We start from the raw sequence: 18,095 nt of genomic DNA on the forward strand, positions 1-18,095 counted from the left end.
ACAATCAGAAGGAATAGCGTATAGCGTCAGAACGAAAGTTTTACAACATGAGAGTAGTGAAAATTTGGGACGCGGATATTTATCGGGACGGTGGATCATATGGCTTTTGCTTTGATGCTGATGATGGCCACTGGTACGAGTTGTTCATGCAAACCACTGCGTTCGATGACGATAAGAGCGGCACGCACCGTCCTCCCGTCATTTACTTTGAAGGTTGCAATAGTGGACATGTCGTTCAAAACCTTTCATGGGATGAAGCAAAGGTTTTTATCAAACATCTGTCCTACAACAATCATCGCTTCAACGAATTAACGCTCATCGTTGCAAATGAAGGCCGCGCACTTACCGGCTGAGATTGTCCGCCACCCATTTCGATCGCCACTCGTGGCCTGGAATTCAATTCAACTATAAATTTTTCAACAAGACCGCGATCCCTTTCCGTTTTAATACTATGCCTTAAAACTGGCGTCACATAATAAACGAGCAAATCAGAATCATTGGGCTTCTTTGTTACAACTTCCTTCACGACGGAAATTAAATTTGGCAAAGACATGAATGAAGCAAATACTTCATATGGTTTCGAGTTGGCGAACGGGATCTTCTTGAGGTAAAAACGAGCCAAGCGCAATTGATCATTTTTCTTCCATGAACGATGGCCCATAACTTTAAAAGCTTCACCGTAGTTCTCAGCTTCTATTGGTAAAGTCTCCATAAGATAGCTTGCAGCATCCTCCGATGCTAAACTCTTGAGCTTGGCTTCAAGTTTAGTTTGGTTATTCATGCAAACCTCCGGCCTTCAATATTTCAGAAATAGCCCTAGTGGCAATTTGGCATAACATGCCATTGTCTCCGATGGTTGATAATGACCAGAGTCATTCTTCCAGTGAACAATAGTGCCGCGGTTTGGGCAGGCCGCGCCTTTGCGAGCAGACAACGACAGCAAGAACCCGCCCGCGCCTCAAACCAAGGCTCCCCGGGCCCAGCGGGCCTGAAAAATGGCCAGGGCAAGGCGCGCGGGCGAAGACAGTACGCATGTACGGCGAGCCCAAGCAACGCAGCCATGGGCATTTTCTCAGGCCCGCGGCTCTGGCCCGCCGTTCAAAACAATACGCTCACTGAACACGCGCCAGGTACTGGGCCAGCTGGGCGAAAGTAGCCTTGAACCCCTGCGTCATCGACTCATGTCCTTCCACAAAAGTCTCATGCTGCTCCTCGGTAGCCTTGTGCGGCGTGGACCGCAAAGTCATCGTCGTCTTGCCGTTTTCTTCCGTCAGGGTCATGACATTGAACGATTCCAATGGCCACGTCGCGCTGACCGGGTGCTGCACGGCATTGCCCTGCTTGTCGGCGAATGACAAGATCGAGACGATCCTTTCCGGCGCTTCAATGGCCTGATAGGTGAACTTGCCCCACATCTCATAGCCATTGTCGGCGCGCATGCCGTAGTGGAAGACGCCGCCGGGCCGCAAGTCCAGCGCCAGCACGCTCAATTCGAAGCCGACGGGGCCCCACCATTGGGCCAGGCGCTCGGGCTCCACCCACGACTGGAACACCAGTTCGCGCGGCGCGTCGAAGGTTTGCGTGATGACAAAGTCGCTGCTGTCGCGGTGCTGGCCGTCCTGCTTCTGCTTTTCCGTCGTCATGCTGTCTCCTGATGGTAGTGGGCTGACTGTTAATGTACCAGCGGCGCCAGCAAACGGAAAGGCCTGTACGCCTGCCAAACCAGCATGCTAAAATATTAGTTAGATACCTAACCATTAGACGACTCACCTTATGATTTCTATCGAAGAGCGCTTTTCCGCCGCGCTCCACAAGACGGCGCGCGGCTGGCGCCATGCCATCGACCGGCGCCTGAAAGACCTGGACCTGGGGCAAGCGAGCTGGATGTGCATCGCCATGATCGCCAAGTCGCCGCAGCCGCCCTCGCAAAGCGAACTGGCGCACCAGCTGGGCGTGGAAAACCCCACCATGGTGTCGATGCTGGACCGGCTCGCGAAATCGGGCTTCGTGCAGCGCCAGCCGTCGGAAACGGACCGCCGCGTCAAACTGGTGATACTGACGCAAGCGGGGCTGCAGGTGTATGAGACCGTGCGCAAGGAAGCGGACGGCTTCCGCAAGGAACTGCTGCAGGGCATTGATCCCGATCAACTGCGCGCCGCCACCGAACTGCTGGAAGCGCTGCAGGCGGCGACGGAGAAGTTTGCGTGACGACCATGACGGCCGCATCCTTGCCTGCTTCGCAAGACCCCAGCCTGAACCGGCGCATGATCACCATTTCGATCATGCTCGCCACCATCATCCAGGCGCTCGACGGCACCATCGCCAACGTCGCCCTGCCCCACATGCAGGGCAGCCTTTCCGCCTCGCAGGACCAGATCACCTGGGTCCTGACCTCGTTCATCGTCGCCGCCGCCATCGCCACGCCCCTGACGGGCTGGCTGTGCGACCATTTCGGCCAGAAAAACACCTTTCTTGTTTCCGTGGCCGGCTTCACGCTCGCCTCCGTGCTGTGCGGCCTGTCCGGCACGCTGTCCGAGATCGTCGCCGCCCGTTTGCTGCAAGGCGTGTTCGGCGCGGCCCTGGTGCCGCTGTCGCAGGCCGTCTTGCTCGATATCAATCCGCGCGAAAAGCACGGCTCGGCCATGGCCATCTGGGGCATGGGCGTGATGATAGGCCCCATCCTGGGACCGACCTTGGGCGGCTGGCTGACGGACAGCTACAGCTGGCGCTGGGTCTTCTTCATCAACATCCCCATCGGCGCCATGGCCTTCTATGGCATCTGGCGCTACATCCGCAAGGACCTGCCCAACCGCCGCATGCACTTCGACCTGTTCGGCTTTGCGACGCTGAGCCTGTCCATCGGCGCGCTGCAGATGCTGCTGGACCGGGGCGAGCAGAACGACTGGTTTTCTTCCACGGAAACATGGATCGAAGCCATCGTGCTGGCCATGAGCCTGTGTTACTTCATCGCCCACACGGCCCTGCGCCCGGCCGGCAAGTCCTTCCTCGACTACCGCCTGCTGAAAAACTCGAACTATGTGAGCGGCTTGCTGTTCATCTTCATCGTCGGCATGGTGCTGTTCGCCACCCGCGCGCTGACGCCGTCCATGCTGCAAGGCTTGATGCATTACCCGGCGGCCATTGCCGGCCTGGTGACTGCGCCCAGCGGCCTGGGCACGATGCTGGCCATGCTGATCGTCGGCAAGCTCACGGGCAAGATCGATATGCGCATCCTGCTGGCCACGGGCTTTTCGATTACCGCGTTCTCGCTGTGGCAGATGGCCAATTTCACCTTGGACCTGGTGCCGAAGACGGTCGTGTGGAACGGCATCATCCAGGGCATCGGCCTGGGCCTCGTCTTCGTGCCGCTGAGCGCGGCCACGTTCGCCACCCTGTCGCCGCAGATGCGGGCCGAAGGCACGGCCATCTACAGCCTGGTGCGCAATATCGGCAGCAGCATCGGCATCGCCCTCGTGCAAACCTTGTTGGTGCGCAATACGCAGATCGCCCATGCCTCCCTGACTGAACACATCAATATTGCCAACCCGGCCCTGCATGACCCCGCCATCGCCCAGGTGTTCAACCTGGGCACGAGCACGGGCGTGGCGGCCCTGAATGGCGAAATCACGCGCCAGGCGTCGATGATCGCCTACCTCGACGACTTCTGGCTGATGATGTGGCTGACCATCCTCGTGCTGCCGCTTTTGCTCCTGATCAAACCACCAAAGAAGAATGCGCCCGTCGTCGTCGACCACGCGGCCATGGAATAACCCTCATGCACACACCGATGAAACTCTCCCTCAGCGTCCTGGCGCTAAGTCTGTCCCTGGCCGGCTGCGCCAGCATGGCGCCCGACACGCAACAGTTGCCGCAGCAAGACCTGGCCACCGTGCAATTGGCGGCCGACATCCGCCTGGCCAGCGAAGGCTGGCCCGCCGCCCGGTGGTGGCGCCAGTTCCACGACGATCAGCTCAATCAATTGATCGAACAGGCGCTGTCCGCCAGCCCGAACCTGGCGGTGGCGAACGCCCGCATCGGCTCGGCCCTGTCCGCGTTTGACGCCCAGCACGCGCAGCGCGGCCCCAGGGTAGATGCCAGCGCGAATACCAGCCGCCAGCGCTATTCGGGCAACGGCCTGATGCCCGCCCCCATCGGCGGCAATTATTACAATGAAATCACGGTGGGCGTGCAAGCCCATTACGACCTGGACTGGTGGGGCAGGCACAAGGCGCAGATCGCCGCCAGCCTCGGTGAAGTCAATGCGCGGCGCGCCGAATACGCGATGGCGGAACAGATGCTGGCGGCCGAGATCGCCCGCCGCTACTTCAGCATGCAAAACGGCTGGGCGCGCATGGACAACCTGCATGCGCTGGTGCAACTGCAGCAGCAACTGGTGCGGGACAAGGAAAAGCGCATCGCCAACGGCCTGGGCGTCAGCGACGACCATCTGTCCGCGCAAACACGCCTGAGCCTGCTGCAGCAGCAGATCGCCCTGCTGGAGACGCAGGTCGTCACGGAACGCGAAGCCTTGCGCGCCCTCGTCGGCGGCGACAGTTCGGCGCTGGCCAGCCTGCAGCCAAAGGTTGGCCAGGCGCTGCCGCATGCGCTGCCCGGCAAGCTGGGCATGGAATTGCTGGCGCGCCGGCCCGACTTGCAGGCGGCCCGCTGGCGAGTGCAGGCAGCCATGAGCAAGATCGAGGCGGCGCAGGCGGCGTTCTACCCCGATATCGACCTGGGCGCTTCGTTCGGCCTCGATGCGATCACGCTGGGCAAGCTGCTTGAGTCCGGCAGCCGCACCCTGTTCATCGGCCCGGCGCTCTCGCTCCCCCTGTTCGACAGCGGCCGCCTGCAGGCGCAGCTTGCCGGCGCGCGCAGCGAACGCAACGAGCTGATCGCCGACTACAACCAGAACGTCTACAACGTCGTGCGCGACGTGGCCCAGGCGGGCGCCAGGGTGCAGGGCGTGGAAAACCAGCTGCGGCTGCAGCAGGAAAACCTGCGCGCCAGCGAAGCGCAGCTGCGCAACGCCAATGCCCGCCTGAAACAAGGTCTGGCCGACCGCGCCACGCAGATCAATGCGGAAATGACCGTGCGCGGCCAGGTGGACCTGGGCATGCAGCTGCAAAACCAGCGCCAGGACGCGGAAATCAACCTGACCGTGGCACTGGGTGGCGGCTACCGGGGCAGCAGCGACTTTGCCGCCACGACGACGAAACAATAACAAACGATTACGGAACACATCATGAGCAGCGATACCACAGCAACGACCACCCAAAACGAACAGCCGGGCAGGCGCAAGGCCGTCCTGATCGCCATCACGGCCGCCTTTCTCGTGGCCGGCGCCGCCTGGACGGCCTACTATCAACTGGTGCTGTCCAGGGAGGAAGTGACGGACAACGCCTACGTGGGCGGCAACCTGGTCACCCTGTCCGCCCAAGTGACGGGCAATGTCGACGCCATCCGCGCCGACGAGACGCAGATGGTCAAGGCGGGCGCACCGCTGATCACCCTGAACGCCATCGATGCGGACCTGGCCCTGAGCCAGGCGCAGGCACGCCTGGGCAACGTCGTGCGCCAGGAGCGCGAACGCTATGCCAGCGTGGCGCAGTACGACGCCGTCATCGAGCAGCGCCGCCTGGCGCTGGCCACGGCGCAGGGTAACCTGGCCCGCCGCGCGCCGCTGGCGCTGGACCACACGATCTCGGGCGAAGATCTTGTTCATGCGAAACAGGCCGTCGACGACGCCAAGGCGGCCCTGGCCGTGGCCCAGCGCCAGGCCGAATCGGCCAAATCGGGCGTGGCGGGCGTGAGCCTGGCCAGCCATCCGGCCGTGCTGTCGGCCAGGGGCGACGTGCTGCAGGCCTGGCTGGCCGTGCGCCGCAACGCCGTCGTCGCGCCCGTCTCGGGCTATGTGGCCAAGCGCAGCGTGCAGCTGGGGTCGCACGTGACGCCGGGCACGCCGCTGATGTCCATCGTGCCGCTCGATCAATTATGGGTCGATGCGAACTTCAAGGAGTCCGAATTGCGCAATATCCGTGTCGGCCAGGCGGCAACGATCGAAACGGACTTGTATGGCAGCAAGGTGGTCTACCACGGCAAGGTGCTGGGCATGTCGGCCGGCACGGGCAGCGCGTTTTCGCTGCTGCCGGCGCAAAACGCCACGGGCAACTGGATCAAGGTGGTGCAGCGCGTGCCCGTGCGCATCACGCTGGACCCGAAGGAACTGGCCGCCCACCCGCTGCGCATCGGCCTGTCGACCACGGTGACGGTCGATACCAGCCATGGCGAAGGGGCGACCCTGGACCAGCCGATGGCGGCGTCCGCCGTCTACACGACCAGCGCGCTGCGCCAGCCCGTGGATGAGGCGGAGAAGATGGCCGATGCGATTATTGCGCAAAACCTCGCACACTAAACCCAACTGCGACGACTGGGGCCGTACCCTGCAGGGTACGCCCCCCGCATTTGCCATTCGGGTTTGATTACGTTTACTTCGCCTTCCCCGCCGCCGCCACCTGGTCCAATATATGCTTGGGCACGGCCGCATAGTGCTTGAACTCCATCGTGTAGGTGGCGCGGCCCTGGGTCAGCGAACGCAAGGTGGTGGAATAGCCGAACATTTCGGCCAGCGGCACCAGGGCCTTGACGATGCGCCCCGCGCCGCCGGGGATGTCGTCGACGCCCTGCACCATGCCGCGCCGGGCCGTCAGGTCGCCCATGACGTTGCCCATGAATTCTTCCGGCGTTTCCGCCTCCACCTGCATCATCGGTTCCAGCAGCACGGGATGGGCCTTGCGCATGCCGTCCTTGAAGGCGATGGAGCCGGCCATGCGGAAGGCGTTTTCATTCGAATCGACGTCGTGGTAGGAGCCGAACGTCAAGGTCGCCTTGACGTCGACGACCGGGTAGCCGGCCAGCACGCCCGATTTGAGGGTTTCGATGATGCCCTTGTCGACGGCGGGAATGAATTCGCGCGGCACGACGCCGCCCTTGATCGCGTCGACGAACTGGTAGCCCGTGCCCGGCTCCAGCGGTTCGAGTTTCAGCACCACGTGGCCGTACTGGCCCCGTCCGCCAGACTGCTTGACGAACTTGCCCTCGATATCTTCCACCGCGCGCGTGATGGTTTCGCGGTAGGCCACCTGGGGCTTGCCGACATTGGCTTCCACGCCGAATTCGCGCCGCATGCGGTCGACTAAAATTTCCAGGTGCAGTTCTCCCATGCCCGACATGATGGTCTGGCCCGATTCCTCGTCCGTATGCACCCTGAACGACGGGTCTTCCTGCGCCAGGCGGTTCAGGGCGATGCCCATCTTTTCCTGGTCCGGCTTGGTTTTCGGTTCCACGGCCTGGGAAATCACGGGTTCCGGGAAGATCATCTTTTCCAGCACGATGATGTGGTCGATGGCGCACAGGGTATCTCCCGTGGTGACGGCTTTCAGGCCCACGGCGGCGGCGATGTCGCCCGCATACACTTCCTTGATTTCCTTGCGCTCGTTCGCATGCATCTGCAGGATGCGCCCCAGGCGCTCGCGCGCGCTCTTGGTGGGGTTGTAGACCATGTCGCCCGAATTGACCACGCCCGAATACACGCGGAAGAACGTCAGCTGCCCCACAAAGGGGTCCGTCATGATCTTGAAGGCCAGGGCCGAAAAGTGCTCGTCGTCGGCCGGATGGCGCTCCACCTCGTTGTCGTGCTCGTCATGGCCCATGATGGGCGGCACTTCCATGGGCGACGGCAGGTATTCGATGACGGCGTCCAGCATCGCCTGCACGCCCTTGTTTTTAAAGGCGCTGCCGCACAGCATGGGCACGATCTCATTGCGGATGGTGCGCGCGCGCAAGGCCTGTTTCAGTTCCGCTTCCGTGAAGGTGTCGCCGTTCAGGTAGCGCTCCGTCATCTCCGTCGTGGCCTCGGCCGCGTGCTCGACCAGGTGCTCATGCCATTCCTGCGCCTGCGCCAGCAAGGCGGCGGGAATCTCGCCATAGCTGAACTGCACGCCCTGGCTGGCGTCGTCCCAGGTGATGGCGCGCATTTTCAGCAGGTCGATGACGCCCGTGAAGTGCTCTTCGGCACCGATGGGCAGCTGGATGGGCACGGCCACGCCCTTCAGGCGCTCGGCAATCTGCTTGCGCACGCGCAGGAAATCGGCGCCCACCCGGTCCATCTTGTTGATGAAGGCGATGCGCGGCACATGGTATTTGTTGGCCTGGCGCCAGACGGTTTCCGATTGCGGCTGCACGCCGCCGACGGCGTCGTAGACCATCACGGCGCCGTCGAGCACGCGCATCGAGCGCTCCACCTCGATCGTGAAGTCCACGTGGCCGGGCGTGTCGATGATGTTGATGCGGTGTTCGGGGAAGTTGCCGGCCATGCCTTTCCAGAACGCCGTGGTGGCGGCCGAGGTGATGGTGATGCCCCGTTCCTGCTCCTGCTCCATCCAGTCCATGGTGGCGGCGCCGTTGTGCACTTCGCCGATCTTGTGGTTGACCCCCGTGTAGAAAAGGATGCGCTCGGTGGTGGTGGTCTTGCCGGCGTCGATATGGGCGCTGATGCCGATGTTGCGGTAGCGCTCGATAGGTGTTTTGCGGGTCATCACAATCTCCATGGCTAGCCCCGGTACCCGGTTTTCCAGTGTAGCAGACATCGATTTGGACGGCACGGGTGAACGGTTTTTACCATGCGTACAACAGGGAAACGCGCGCGCACGCCAGGCGCACGGAGGCTAATTGCGGATTCGGCTATACTTCCCGAGCTTGAATTTTTTGAACGTTAATTCAACAAAGATTAATAAAAATCAAGACGCACGGTGAATTATCGTGCAAGGCGACGCCGCCGGCATGCCAGCCCAGGTGCGCACCGAATGACATGCCCTACTCAGCCTATGACTATCCACCTAAGAAAAATAATCCTCTCCTCCCTGCTGGCCTCGCCAGCGCTGGCCATGGCCGGCGAACTGGAACAGCAAATGCAGCGTTGCGCCGTGCTCGGCGACGCCAGTGCCCGTCTGGGCTGCTTCGACACCCTGGCCAAGGCGGCGGAAAAAGCCACCATCGCCGCCGGCGGCGACCCCGCCACCGCAGCCGTCACCCTGGCGGCAGCGGCCGAGGTCGCGCCCCTCACGTTTGTCAGCCCGCCGGGCGTGGCCACGCCGGACGCCGTCAACGCCGCCATTCCCGCCATCGCCCAGGCCGGCGCGGCGCCGCCGGAAGCGCCGATTTCGCGCACCCAGCAATCGTGGGAGCTGAACGACGCCTCGAAGCGGGGCCTGTTCAACTTCCGTCCCCACCGCGACACGTATCTGCTGCTGGCCAATTACAGCGACGCCTCGAACGATGAACCGTTCCAGGATTTCACGCCGGCCGGCATCAAGAGCCAGCATGTGGAATTGACCTTCCAGCTGAGTTTCAAGATGAAGCTGCTGGAAGACATCGCCGGCACGCCCATCGACATGTGGTTCGGCTACACGCAGCAAAGTTTTTGGCAGGCATATAATCGCAAGGCATCGAGTCCCTTCCGCGAGACCAATTACCAGCCGGAACTGATGCTGATCTTGCCGATCAACAAGAATTTCGCGGGCCTGGAGTTCAATTACCTGAACCTGGGCCTGGTGCACCAGTCGAATGGCCAGACGTCGACCCTGTCGCGCAGCTGGAACCGCGTGTATGCCGAGCTGGGCATGGAGAAAGATAACCTGGCCGTCACGGCCCGCGTCTGGCACCGTCTCGACAACAGCGCGACGGACAATGACAATATCGACATCACCGATTACATGGGACATGGCGATCTGCGCTTGAGCTACCGCAACAAGGGCCATGAATACGCCGTCACGGCGCGCCGCAATTTCAGCAAGAAGCATGGCGCCATGCAGGCCAGCTGGGCTTTCCCGCTGAAGGCCAACCTGAAGGGCTATCTGCAACTGTTCTCCGGCTATGGCCAGAGCTTGATCGACTACAACTATTCGCAAAAGTCGATCGGCGCCGGTTTCATGGTCGACCTGTAAGCGGCACGGCAAACAAAAATGGCGCCGAGGGCGCCATTTTTTATGGGAAATCCAGTTCAGTGCCGCCCGCCGCCCAGCACGCGGGCCGGCAGCATGACGATGGCGCGCAGCAATTCAAAGACGCCGTCCACGCCGATGCCGATCAGCCGGAACGGCAACAGCAGCAGCCAGGCCAGCGGATACAGCACGAGCGCCAGCAGGGCCAGGGGCCAGCACACCAGCAAAAGCAGCAGCCACAGCACGAATCCCAGCATCGCCTTCCCCCTAGAATGAAATGTGCGGAGCAAGCCGCGCTTGCCCCGCTACCGTGACCGCACTATAGTCAAGCGCGGCAAGGCCGGCAACGGCCATGCGATGAACGGCACAATGGGAGGATGGACGGAGGAAAAGCGGGGATGGACGGCAGCCGGCGAAGCGCTTACTGGCCGACGCAAATCACTTTCGTGATGTATTCATGCGCGTTCGGCTTCTTGCTGGCAGCCCATTTGATGGCCTGGTTGGCTTCTTCGATGGTCAGGATCGAGGCCTTGTCCTTCGACTTGATGAAGGATACGCCTTCAAACACGCCTTCCTTGCTGCGCATTACCTTGGCAAACACGGGCGGCCTGGTCTCGCCGTCGCTGATTTTATTCTGTTGCACGAGGTAACGCTGATCGATCTGTTCCATGATAGTAAAGCTGTCCGGTGGTAAAAGACGAAATATACCCTGAATGGACGAACGCCGCAGGATGAAATCGCTGCGACGTTATCTTTAAATCAATGATACTCAGGCGTAGACAGGGTTCTGCGTCACTGGCTGCAAGTTGACATCGTAGATGACCTGCGCGCGGATCGACGCTTCCAGCGAAGGAATCGCGCCGCCGGCGCGGTACTGGAAGCTCACTTGCAGCACGTCGCCCGCCTTCACGGCCAGCGGCGCGGCCAGCGGCAGGCACATGTAGTGATTCAGCCAGTCGATGGTGGTCGAACGCTCGGGCACGACGGCCAGGATGTTCTTGGTGACGAAACGCAAGGCGTTCAGGGTGCCGCTGCGCTCGACGACGAACTTGCCGTCGAAGCCGAACACGCTGTCCGTCGGCTGGCTGAAGTCGATGATGCTGTAGACGGTCGGCGGCGCCAGTTCCTGCACGCCAGGATGGATGGCCGTGGTTTCCTGGAATTGCACGATGGGCGCATAAAAGCCCTCGAAATCGTATTCCTGCTGCATCGGCTGCACGGCCATGATGACGGCCTCGGGCAGGAAGATGGGCAGCGGGCCGCCGAAGCGGGCCAGATAGCGGCGCTTGAACGATTCGATCACTTCCACCTGCTTCTCACGCAGCATGCCCACGTGAATCATTTCGCAGATAACCACGTCGACAGGCTCGGGCGGCAGGTATTCGAAGGCGTCCGCGTGAACGACTTCCACTTTTTCACCGTTCGGGTTGAGCGCCAGCATCTTGCGCGCCTCCTTCACCATGTCGGGATTGAACTCCACGCACCACACCTTGTCGGCGCGCGCGGCCGCAAACCACGACAGCACGCCCGTGCCGCCGCCCAGCTCCAGCACCTTCATGCCGGGTTTCACCGCGTAATCGATCGCCGACTTGAAGCCGTGCATGCGGTTCTGGTCCATCAGCATATTGTGGTGGTAATGGACGGGGATAAATTGCCCCAGGTAACAACTCTCGATTTCTCGTTCATTCAGCATGTCTGTCCTCTTGGAGTCTGGCTCCGATGGCCGATCGGTTTTGTCATTCCAGAAAGCAGTGATATCGCACGGGCTGCGCGAGGGGCGGCGACAGTACAGCCGGCGCCTGGCGGTGGTGGGATGGCCCATGCGAAAAATCTCCTGATTAATGCGACACGATCATTATCGTTAATCGCCAGGGAGAACAAAGGGCTGAGGTGAGAGGCAATTCCATGCCAGTTTTGCCGCTGGCATGGAAAATATTAATACAAAGGCTATTTTCTGGCGGCGCGCGCCTTTTGCGCCGCCTCGATGATGGCCACCACGCCCGGCTTGTCGCCGGCCTGGGCGAACTGCACGGCCGTCCAGCCGTGGTCGCTCTTCAGGCTGGCGTCCGCGCCCCAGGACAGCAGCAGCCTGACGGCGCCCTCCTGCCCTTCGCGGGCGGCGAACATCAGCGGCGTGATGTTGGCCGGCGCGCGCGCGTCGACGGCCGCGTCGCGGTCGAGCAGGATCTTCATGATGGGCAGGTCGCCCGCCGAGGCCGCATAATGGAGCGCCGTCCAGCCGCTCTGGTTGACCTTGGCGCCCCTGGCCAGCAAGGCGTTCACCGCGTCCAGCTTGTGTTTATATGCGGCCATCATCAGCGCCGTGTTGCCGTTGGCCGACCGGGCCTCGATATCGATGCCGGGAGCGTCCAGCAGCAGCTTGAACACTTTATCGGCATCGTCGCGCAAGGCCAGCACCAGCGGTATGTCGCCGCGCTGCGCGTCGGGCTGGTTCGGATTCATGCCGTCGGCCAGCATGCCGCGCACGCCGCTGTCGTTGTTGACGGAGACGGCGCGGAAGAAGGCCTCCGGTTCCGGCGCCGCCTGGCTGGCGGCGGCCCAGCACAAGAGCATCGCCGCAGCGAGTTTTTTCATCATGGCTGACCTTAAGAGATTACGGCAACTGATTGAATAATTTGAAGAAATTATCCGTCGTCTGCTGCGCCACCTGGGCCAAAGGGATGCCTTTCAGGGTCGACAGATACTCGGCCACGTGGGCCACGTAGCCGGGCTCGTTCATACGGCCGCGGAAGGGCACGGGCGCCAGATACGGCGAATCCGTCTCGATGAGGATGCGCTCGAGCGGCACTTCCAGGGCCACGGCCTGCAAATCCCTGGCGCTCTTGAAGGTGACGATGCCGGAAAACGAAATATAGAAACCCATGTCGATGGCGGCGCGCGCCACTTCCAGCGATTCAGTAAAGCAATGCATGACGCCGGCCACGCCGCCGTCGGCCACGCCCGCGCCCTCTTCGCGCATGATGCGGATGGTGTCTTCACTGGCCGCTCTTGTGTGGATAATCAAGGGTTTACGGGCGATTCTTGAAGCTTTGATGTGCGTTCTGAAACGCTCGCGCTGCCACTCGAGGTCGCCCGTCAGGCGGAAATAGTCAAGACCCGTCTCGCCGATGGCGATGATTTTCGGATGGTCGGCCAGACGCACCAGGTCTTCCACCGACGGTTCAGGCGTGTCCTCGTAGTCGGGATGCACGCCGACGGAAGCGAAAATATGCGGATACTGCTCGGCCAGGGCCAGCACCTGCGGGAAGTCCGGCAGGTCGACGGACACGCACAGCGCGTGCGTCACCTTGTTCTCAGCCATCTTGGCGAGGATCTCGGGCATGCGAGCAGCCAGCTCGGGGAAATTGATATGGCAATGGGAATCGATATACATAAGGCGCGATTGTACCGGAGCGGGCGGAATCTGGCAGGCAGAACGCACTATGTCGGCTGCGGCATGTCGGCAATGGCCCGTGCCAGCGGCGACGCCATCGGGGCCATGGGCTGCATCAGAGGATCTGCGTAAAGCGCTGCCGGACGGAATCGGCGACAAAGCCCACGTCGCATCCGCCGCAATAATAGCCATCCAGGAATTGTTCCAAAGGCGCTTTTCCCAAGGCTGCTGCCGTGCATTCGTCGATTGCAAGCTGGTCGGCACGTCGATAGCCCGCCCGCTCTTCGCCCTCGTCGCAAAAAAGCGCGCGCGGACTGGCCTTGCCGATTAGTATCTTCTTGTGCCGCACCTGCGCGCTGGCATGGCACTTCGGGCATGTCGCGTGGCTCCCGTTTGACATGACTTCCTTCAACATGGCCACCTACTGCCCCTCGGGCGGCTGCCACAGCTCCACCTTGTTGCCCTCGGGGTCGATGACCCAGCCGAACTGGCCATATTCCGAGTCGGGCGCCTTGTCCAGCACGGTGCAGCCCTCGTCGCGCAGGGCTTGCAGCAGCGCGTCGAGGTTGTCGACGCGGTAGTTGATCATGAAGGAAGCCTTGCCGGGCGCAAATTGCTCGCTGTCGTCGGCCGCCACGGACCAGATGGTGGTGCCGCCAGCGGGCTGGCCGTCGGCGTCCGTCCAGCTGAAGGCGGCGCCGCCCCAGGGCTGCACATCGAGGCCCAGGTGGCGCTGGTACCAGGCGCGCAGCGCGGCCGGATCTCGCGCGTGGAAAAAGATGCCGCCGATGCCAGTGACCCGTTTCATTGACGCCTCCGTTGCGGGGTGCGCCCGCGTGCTTTGCAAAGTGACATGACTGTACCACCGCACCCCGGGCATGGCAAACGGGCCAGCGCCGCAGGGCCGCGCGCCCGGACTTGCCTGCCTAGGCAGAAACGTTATCAAGATGTATAGTGGCTGGCTGACGCGCAGCCATGGGGCGGCGTGCGGCTACGTGGAGTGTTTCATGCTGAAAATTGCCTGTCCCCTGATGTTGACACTGCTGGCCGGCCTGGCGCAGCCGGCGCATGCCCAGGACAGGCGCGACGCGCCCAGGCCTGCCGCCGAGGCGGGCCTGTGCCAGCCCGTCTGCGCCTCGGCGCGCCAGGATTGCCGCGCGCAGGCGCAAGGCGCCACGGAAAACGATGGCAGCCCCGTCCTGTCGATGAAACCGAGCAGCAATCCTTACGTCGCGGCCGGCAGGAATGTCGACACGCAAGCGGAGCAGCTGCGCCCCACCGAAGCCCAGGCCTTCCGCGCCCGGCGCGCCGAGCGCCTGCAGGCCTGCGAAGTGCGCTACCGCAGCTGCACGCGCACCTGCGGCTGAGGCCTATCCCTATCAGCCGACGCGCTTGCCCAGGATAATCAGATCGCGTTCCACGCCATCGAGGTTCGCCACTTTCGGCAGGTTCGCCCACGTCTCGAAGCCGAATTTCTTGAACAGGCCCAGGCTGGGCGCGTTGTGGCCGAAGATGAAGCCGAGCACCGTGTGCACGCCGACGGCAGGCGCGTGGGCGATGGCCTGCGTCAGGCCGTAGGCGCCTATGCCCTTGCCGCGCGCGCTTTCCGCGATGTAGACGGACAGCTCCGCCGTGCCCGAGTAAGCGGGACGGCCATAAAAGTTCGAGTACGACAGCCAGCCCAAAGGCTCGGGCTGCCCGGAGCCGTCATCGGCCGCCTCGATGATCCACAGGGGGCGGCGCTCGGGCGTGTGTTCGTGGAACCAGGCCAGGCGCGACTCGACTGTCACGGGTTCCGTGTCGGCCGTCACTTCGCGCGAAGCGATCGTCGTGTTGTAGATGGCGACGATGGCAGGCAGGTCGGCAAGCGTGGCAATGCGGTGGCGATAGTTCATATTCTTATTTAAATAGTGGCGACAAGCGATTGATTATATGGACTCTTTACTGGCAGCTTGACGCGTAGTCGAGCAGCATGTCTTCGAGGAACAGCTTCGGCGACAGCGGGTGCTCGGCAATCGCCCGGCGTTCGTTGGCGGCCTTGATGGCGGCCATCAGACGGCTGACGTTGATGCGCGCGGCCAGCGCTTCGAGTTCGCGCCGGTGGCGCGGGTAGTAGCGGATGGTGCCGGACAGCTTGACGGAAAACACGTCGTACAGCCAGCGCTGCAAGGACGCCACCAGCGGCGCCAGCGGCGCCTTCTGCAATTTGTCAGCCGCTTTCAGGGCCGCTTCCACGCCCGGGTTGGCCAGCACCTGCAGCAGCTGTTCCGTTTCCTCGCGGCCGCCCGATTCGGACTGGGCCAGCGCCGCCAGCGGCGCGCCGCCCTGCTCGCGCAGCCAGCTGTCCGCGTCGTTCAAGCCCTGGGCCTTGAGCCAGGTCAAAGCCTGCTCGTGGCTGGGCATGGGCAGGGCAAATTTCCTGCAGCGCGACAAGATCGTCGGCAGCAATCGGTCCAGGCTGTTCGAGGCCAGCAGGAACAGCGTGCCCGGCGGCGGCTCTTCCAGGGTTTTCAGCAGGGCGTTCGAGGCGGGCGTGTTGAGCGCCTCGGCCGGATACAGCACCACCACGCGCAAGCCCTGGCGGTGCGTGGAAATGTTCATGAAGTCGGCCAGGTTGCGGATCTGCTCGATCTTGATATCCTTCGACGGCGTCTTGCTCTTGGCGCTTTTCTTCGCGCCCTCGCCCTCTTCGCCGTCGTCGGCCACCTCGTCTTCCAGCGCTTCCGGGCGAACCCTGCGGTAATCGGGATGGTTGCCCTGGCTAAACCAGCCGCACGAGACGCAGGCGCCGCAGGCATGGCCGTCGGCGCGCACGTCTTCGCACAGCAGCGCTTGCGCAAAGTGCTCGATGAAGTCGGCCTTGCCGATGCCCTGCGCGCCATGGAAGAGGATGGCGTGCGGCATGCGCGGGCGCAAGGCTTGCAACTGCTGCCAGGCGTCCTGCTGCCACGGATAGAGAGAACTGGTCATATCTTCTTCTTTTAAATCAGCGCATTACAGTGCTTTGTTCGAGCAATACATCAAGCAGTTTCGCCAGCTGCACCTGGATATCGGCGATGCTGTGCGTGGCATCGATGATGCGGAAGCGCTCGGGAAACTGGGTCGCGCGGCGCAGGTACTCGTTACGCGTGGCGGCAAAGAAGTCCGCGCGCTCCTGCTCGAACTTGTCGAGTTCGCGCGTGGCGTCCAGGCGGGCCCGGGCAACGTCCAGGGGCACGTCGAACAGGAAAGTGATGTCGGGCTGCAAATGCGGGTGCACCCACGCTTCGAGCTGCTCCATCTTGCGCAAGTCCATGCCGCGCCCGCCGCCCTGGTAGGCGAAGCTGGCATCGCTGAAGCGGTCGGAAATGACCCACTCGCCCCGCGCCAGGGCGGGGGCGATGACTTGCGCGATGTGTTCGCGGCGGCTGGCGAACATCAGCAAGGCTTCCGTTTCCAGGTGCATCTTTTCATGCAGCAGCAGTTCGCGCAGCTTTTCGCCGAGACTGGTGCCGCCCGGTTCGCGCGACGAGACGAGCATCACGCCCCGCTGCCGCAGGTAGTCGGCGACAAAGCCGATATGCGTGGACTTGCCCGCGCCATCGATGCCTTCGAAGGTGATGAAGCGCGGTTGATAGTGTTGTGTCATGAAACTCTTGATCTGATAATAATATTAGCGCTGATACTGGTTCACGGCGCGGTTATGGTCGGGCAGGTTGGCCGAAAACTGGCTGGTGCCGTCGCCGCGCGCGACGAAATACAGGGCCTGGGTGCGGGCCGGCGCCAGCGCCGCCGTCAGCGATTGCGCGCCCGGCAAGGCGATCGGCGTGGGCGGCAAGCCGCCGCGCGTGTAGGTATTGTACGGGGTGTCCGCTTCCAGGTCGCGTTTGCGGATCTTGCCCTGGTAGCTGTCGCCCATGCCGTAGATGACGGTGGGGTCCGTCTGCAGCAGCATGCCCGTCTTCAGGCGGTTGACGAACACGCCGGCGATCATGGCGCGCTCGGATTTCTGCCCCGTTTCCTTTTCCACGATGGACGCCATCACCAGCGCCTGGTATGGGGTCTTATATGGCAGGGCCGGATCGCGCTTGTCCCAGGCCTCGGACAGGCGGCCTATCATGGCCGCGTGCGCCTGCCTGAAGATCTGCATCTCGCTGGCGCCCTTGGCGAACAGATAGGTATCCGGGAAGAACAGGCCTTCCGGCAAGGGATACTCGGGGCTGATCTTCGCCATCAGTTCCTTGTCGGACAGGCCCACGGTATCGTGCTTGAGGCCGGGATGGCTGGCCATGGCCATGCGCATCTGCCTGAAGGTCCAGCCTTCGATGATGGTCAAGGACTCTTGCGCGAACTCGCCGCGCGCCAGCTGCGTGATCAGCCGCTGCGGCGTCGTGCCCGGTTTCAGCTCGTAGGAGCCGGCCTTGATCTTCGAGGTCTTGCCTTCGATGCGCGCCAGCATGTTGAACAGGATGGGCACGATGGGCACGCCCGCGTCCGCGATCTGCTGGCCGGCCGCATGCGCGCCGCTGCCGGGCGCGATGGCAAACGGAATCGCCTCGCCTTCCGTCGTGATGGGCTGCTGCGCCCAGTACACAAAAGTACCGCCCACGCCGATGGCGGCGATGACCGAACTGACTACAAGTTTTTTAAAGAAAGCCATTGTTCCGATTCTTGTGATGCGTGCGCTGGAGAGCAACGCGCGCTTGTTGTGATCGTTCATTACT

21 protein-coding genes are annotated in these 18,095 nt (G+C 62.4%); 6 read left to right on the forward strand and 15 right to left on the reverse strand.

Features of this window, described 5'->3' with window-relative positions:
• Positions 1-95: 95 nt before the first annotated feature.
• From AC07VI_RS07560 to AC07VI_RS07570, 3 genes are all read right to left on the reverse strand, one after another.
• A complete protein-coding gene (locus AC07VI_RS07560) occupies positions 96-239 on the reverse strand; it encodes a hypothetical protein (protein ID WP_157792312.1) in 144 nt (47 codons plus the stop codon).
• 53 nt (positions 240-292) lie between these two features.
• Positions 293-781 (reverse strand): hypothetical protein, encoded by a 489-nt coding sequence (locus AC07VI_RS07565; RefSeq protein WP_492994275.1) that lies wholly within the window; start codon positions 779-781, stop codon positions 293-295.
• A 331-nt stretch (positions 782-1,112) separates the two neighbouring features.
• Positions 1,113-1,643, reverse strand: a complete 531-nt coding sequence (locus AC07VI_RS07570) for an SRPBCC family protein (RefSeq protein WP_099419800.1) — start codon at positions 1,641-1,643, stop codon at positions 1,113-1,115.
• 130 nt (positions 1,644-1,773) lie between these two features.
• On the opposite strand from AC07VI_RS07570, the gene AC07VI_RS07575 reads away from it, so the two are divergent.
• Genes AC07VI_RS07575 through AC07VI_RS07590 form a run of 4 tightly spaced genes read left to right on the forward strand, consistent with a single transcriptional unit; the run spans position 1,774 to position 6,412 of the window.
• Positions 1,774-2,208 (forward strand): MarR family winged helix-turn-helix transcriptional regulator, encoded by a 435-nt coding sequence (locus tag AC07VI_RS07575; RefSeq protein WP_086144556.1) that lies wholly within the window; start codon positions 1,774-1,776, stop codon positions 2,206-2,208.
• 5 nt (positions 2,209-2,213) lie between these two features.
• Positions 2,214-3,770 (forward strand): DHA2 family efflux MFS transporter permease subunit, encoded by a 1,557-nt coding sequence (locus AC07VI_RS07580; protein WP_492996323.1) that lies wholly within the window; start codon positions 2,214-2,216, stop codon positions 3,768-3,770.
• A gap of 17 nt (positions 3,771-3,787) precedes the next feature.
• A complete protein-coding gene (locus tag AC07VI_RS07585; RefSeq protein ID WP_086144554.1) occupies positions 3,788-5,221 on the forward strand; it encodes an efflux transporter outer membrane subunit in 1,434 nt (477 codons plus the stop codon).
• Between the two features lie 21 nt (positions 5,222-5,242).
• Positions 5,243-6,412 (forward strand): HlyD family secretion protein, encoded by a 1,170-nt coding sequence (locus AC07VI_RS07590; protein ID WP_492994278.1) that lies wholly within the window; start codon positions 5,243-5,245, stop codon positions 6,410-6,412.
• Between the two features lie 73 nt (positions 6,413-6,485).
• Here AC07VI_RS07590 and fusA read toward each other — a convergent pair whose 3' ends face one another.
• On the reverse strand, positions 6,486-8,594 hold the full coding sequence (fusA, locus tag AC07VI_RS07595) for an elongation factor G (RefSeq protein WP_086144616.1): 2,109 nt from the start codon (positions 8,592-8,594) through the stop codon (positions 6,486-6,488).
• Positions 8,595-8,882: 288 nt separating this feature from the next.
• Between fusA and AC07VI_RS07600 the strand changes: the two genes are divergently transcribed.
• Entirely contained in the window at positions 8,883-10,001 is a 1,119-nt protein-coding gene (locus tag AC07VI_RS07600; RefSeq protein ID WP_492994280.1) for a phospholipase A, read from the forward strand.
• Positions 10,002-10,057: 56 nt separating this feature from the next.
• Here the strand turns inward: AC07VI_RS07600 and AC07VI_RS07605 are convergent, their stop codons facing one another.
• The 7 genes from AC07VI_RS07605 to AC07VI_RS07635 all read right to left on the reverse strand — a co-directional run bounded on the left by AC07VI_RS07605 (position 10,058) and on the right by AC07VI_RS07635 (position 14,200).
• Entirely contained in the window at positions 10,058-10,255 is a 198-nt protein-coding gene (locus AC07VI_RS07605; protein WP_086144551.1) for a hypothetical protein, read from the reverse strand.
• A 164-nt stretch (positions 10,256-10,419) separates the two neighbouring features.
• Positions 10,420-10,668 (reverse strand): hypothetical protein, encoded by a 249-nt coding sequence (locus AC07VI_RS07610; RefSeq protein WP_086144550.1) that lies wholly within the window; start codon positions 10,666-10,668, stop codon positions 10,420-10,422.
• Positions 10,669-10,767: 99 nt separating this feature from the next.
• On the reverse strand, positions 10,768-11,691 hold the full coding sequence (locus AC07VI_RS07615) for a class I SAM-dependent methyltransferase (protein ID WP_086144549.1): 924 nt from the start codon (positions 11,689-11,691) through the stop codon (positions 10,768-10,770).
• Between the two features lie 254 nt (positions 11,692-11,945).
• Positions 11,946-12,596, reverse strand: coding sequence for an ankyrin repeat domain-containing protein (locus tag AC07VI_RS07620; RefSeq protein ID WP_086144548.1), 651 nt, complete (start codon positions 12,594-12,596; stop codon positions 11,946-11,948).
• Between the two features lie 16 nt (positions 12,597-12,612).
• Entirely contained in the window at positions 12,613-13,392 is a 780-nt protein-coding gene (locus AC07VI_RS07625; protein ID WP_492994283.1) for a TatD family hydrolase, read from the reverse strand.
• Positions 13,393-13,507: 115 nt separating this feature from the next.
• The gene (locus AC07VI_RS07630) at positions 13,508-13,807 is read right to left on the reverse strand and encodes a hypothetical protein (protein ID WP_099419804.1); all 300 of its coding nucleotides are present in this window, start codon (positions 13,805-13,807) and stop codon (positions 13,508-13,510) included.
• A gap of 6 nt (positions 13,808-13,813) precedes the next feature.
• Positions 13,814-14,200, reverse strand: a complete 387-nt coding sequence (locus AC07VI_RS07635; protein ID WP_099419805.1) for a VOC family protein — start codon at positions 14,198-14,200, stop codon at positions 13,814-13,816.
• A 199-nt stretch (positions 14,201-14,399) separates the two neighbouring features.
• Here AC07VI_RS07635 and AC07VI_RS07640 point away from each other — a divergent pair, with 199 nt between their 5' ends.
• A complete protein-coding gene (locus tag AC07VI_RS07640) occupies positions 14,400-14,759 on the forward strand; it encodes a hypothetical protein (protein ID WP_143450632.1) in 360 nt (119 codons plus the stop codon).
• 12 nt (positions 14,760-14,771) lie between these two features.
• On the opposite strand, the gene AC07VI_RS07645 is transcribed toward AC07VI_RS07640, so the two are convergent.
• From AC07VI_RS07645 to mltG, 4 genes are read right to left on the reverse strand one after another with little or no spacing between them, the layout of a single operon-like run.
• Complete coding sequence (locus AC07VI_RS07645) at positions 14,772-15,287, reverse strand: GNAT family N-acetyltransferase (protein ID WP_086144543.1); 516 nt, start codon at positions 15,285-15,287, stop codon at positions 14,772-14,774.
• A gap of 46 nt (positions 15,288-15,333) precedes the next feature.
• Entirely contained in the window at positions 15,334-16,362 is a 1,029-nt protein-coding gene (locus AC07VI_RS07650) for a DNA polymerase III subunit delta' (RefSeq protein ID WP_086144542.1), read from the reverse strand.
• A gap of 16 nt (positions 16,363-16,378) precedes the next feature.
• Positions 16,379-17,020 (reverse strand): dTMP kinase, encoded by a 642-nt coding sequence (gene tmk / locus AC07VI_RS07655; protein ID WP_099374426.1) that lies wholly within the window; start codon positions 17,018-17,020, stop codon positions 16,379-16,381.
• 24 nt (positions 17,021-17,044) lie between these two features.
• Positions 17,045-18,031, reverse strand: a complete 987-nt coding sequence (gene mltG / locus AC07VI_RS07660; protein ID WP_086144540.1) for an endolytic transglycosylase MltG — start codon at positions 18,029-18,031, stop codon at positions 17,045-17,047.
• Positions 18,032-18,095: the final 64 nt, after the last annotated feature.

Source organism: Janthinobacterium sp. GW821-FHT03A03 (assembly GCF_059421435.1).

Coding starts and splice junctions, on each gene's coding strand:
- AC07VI_RS07565 (WP_492994275.1), bottom strand. CDS start 781: ATGAATAACCAAACTAAACTTGAAGCCAAGCTCAAGAGTTTAGCATCG.
- AC07VI_RS07570 (WP_099419800.1), bottom strand. CDS start 1,643: ATGACGACGGAAAAGCAGAAGCAGGACGGCCAGCACCGCGACAGCAGC.
- AC07VI_RS07575 (WP_086144556.1), top strand. CDS start 1,774: ATGATTTCTATCGAAGAGCGCTTTTCCGCCGCGCTCCACAAGACGGCG.
- AC07VI_RS07580 (WP_492996323.1), top strand. CDS start 2,214: ATGACGGCCGCATCCTTGCCTGCTTCGCAAGACCCCAGCCTGAACCGG.
- AC07VI_RS07585 (WP_086144554.1), top strand. CDS start 3,788: ATGAAACTCTCCCTCAGCGTCCTGGCGCTAAGTCTGTCCCTGGCCGGC.
- AC07VI_RS07590 (WP_492994278.1), top strand. CDS start 5,243: ATGAGCAGCGATACCACAGCAACGACCACCCAAAACGAACAGCCGGGC.
- fusA (WP_086144616.1), bottom strand. CDS start 8,594: ATGACCCGCAAAACACCTATCGAGCGCTACCGCAACATCGGCATCAGC.
- AC07VI_RS07600 (WP_492994280.1), top strand. CDS start 8,883: ATGACTATCCACCTAAGAAAAATAATCCTCTCCTCCCTGCTGGCCTCG.
- AC07VI_RS07605 (WP_086144551.1), bottom strand. CDS start 10,255: ATGCTGGGATTCGTGCTGTGGCTGCTGCTTTTGCTGGTGTGCTGGCCC.
- AC07VI_RS07610 (WP_086144550.1), bottom strand. CDS start 10,668: ATGGAACAGATCGATCAGCGTTACCTCGTGCAACAGAATAAAATCAGC.
- AC07VI_RS07615 (WP_086144549.1), bottom strand. CDS start 11,691: ATGCTGAATGAACGAGAAATCGAGAGTTGTTACCTGGGGCAATTTATC.
- AC07VI_RS07620 (WP_086144548.1), bottom strand. CDS start 12,596: ATGATGAAAAAACTCGCTGCGGCGATGCTCTTGTGCTGGGCCGCCGCC.
- AC07VI_RS07625 (WP_492994283.1), bottom strand. CDS start 13,392: ATGTATATCGATTCCCATTGCCATATCAATTTCCCCGAGCTGGCTGCT.
- AC07VI_RS07630 (WP_099419804.1), bottom strand. CDS start 13,807: ATGTTGAAGGAAGTCATGTCAAACGGGAGCCACGCGACATGCCCGAAG.
- AC07VI_RS07635 (WP_099419805.1), bottom strand. CDS start 14,200: ATGAAACGGGTCACTGGCATCGGCGGCATCTTTTTCCACGCGCGAGAT.
- AC07VI_RS07640 (WP_143450632.1), top strand. CDS start 14,400: ATGCTGAAAATTGCCTGTCCCCTGATGTTGACACTGCTGGCCGGCCTG.
- AC07VI_RS07645 (WP_086144543.1), bottom strand. CDS start 15,287: ATGAACTATCGCCACCGCATTGCCACGCTTGCCGACCTGCCTGCCATC.
- AC07VI_RS07650 (WP_086144542.1), bottom strand. CDS start 16,362: ATGACCAGTTCTCTCTATCCGTGGCAGCAGGACGCCTGGCAGCAGTTG.
- tmk (WP_099374426.1), bottom strand. CDS start 17,020: ATGACACAACACTATCAACCGCGCTTCATCACCTTCGAAGGCATCGAT.
- mltG (WP_086144540.1), bottom strand. CDS start 18,031: ATGGCTTTCTTTAAAAAACTTGTAGTCAGTTCGGTCATCGCCGCCATC.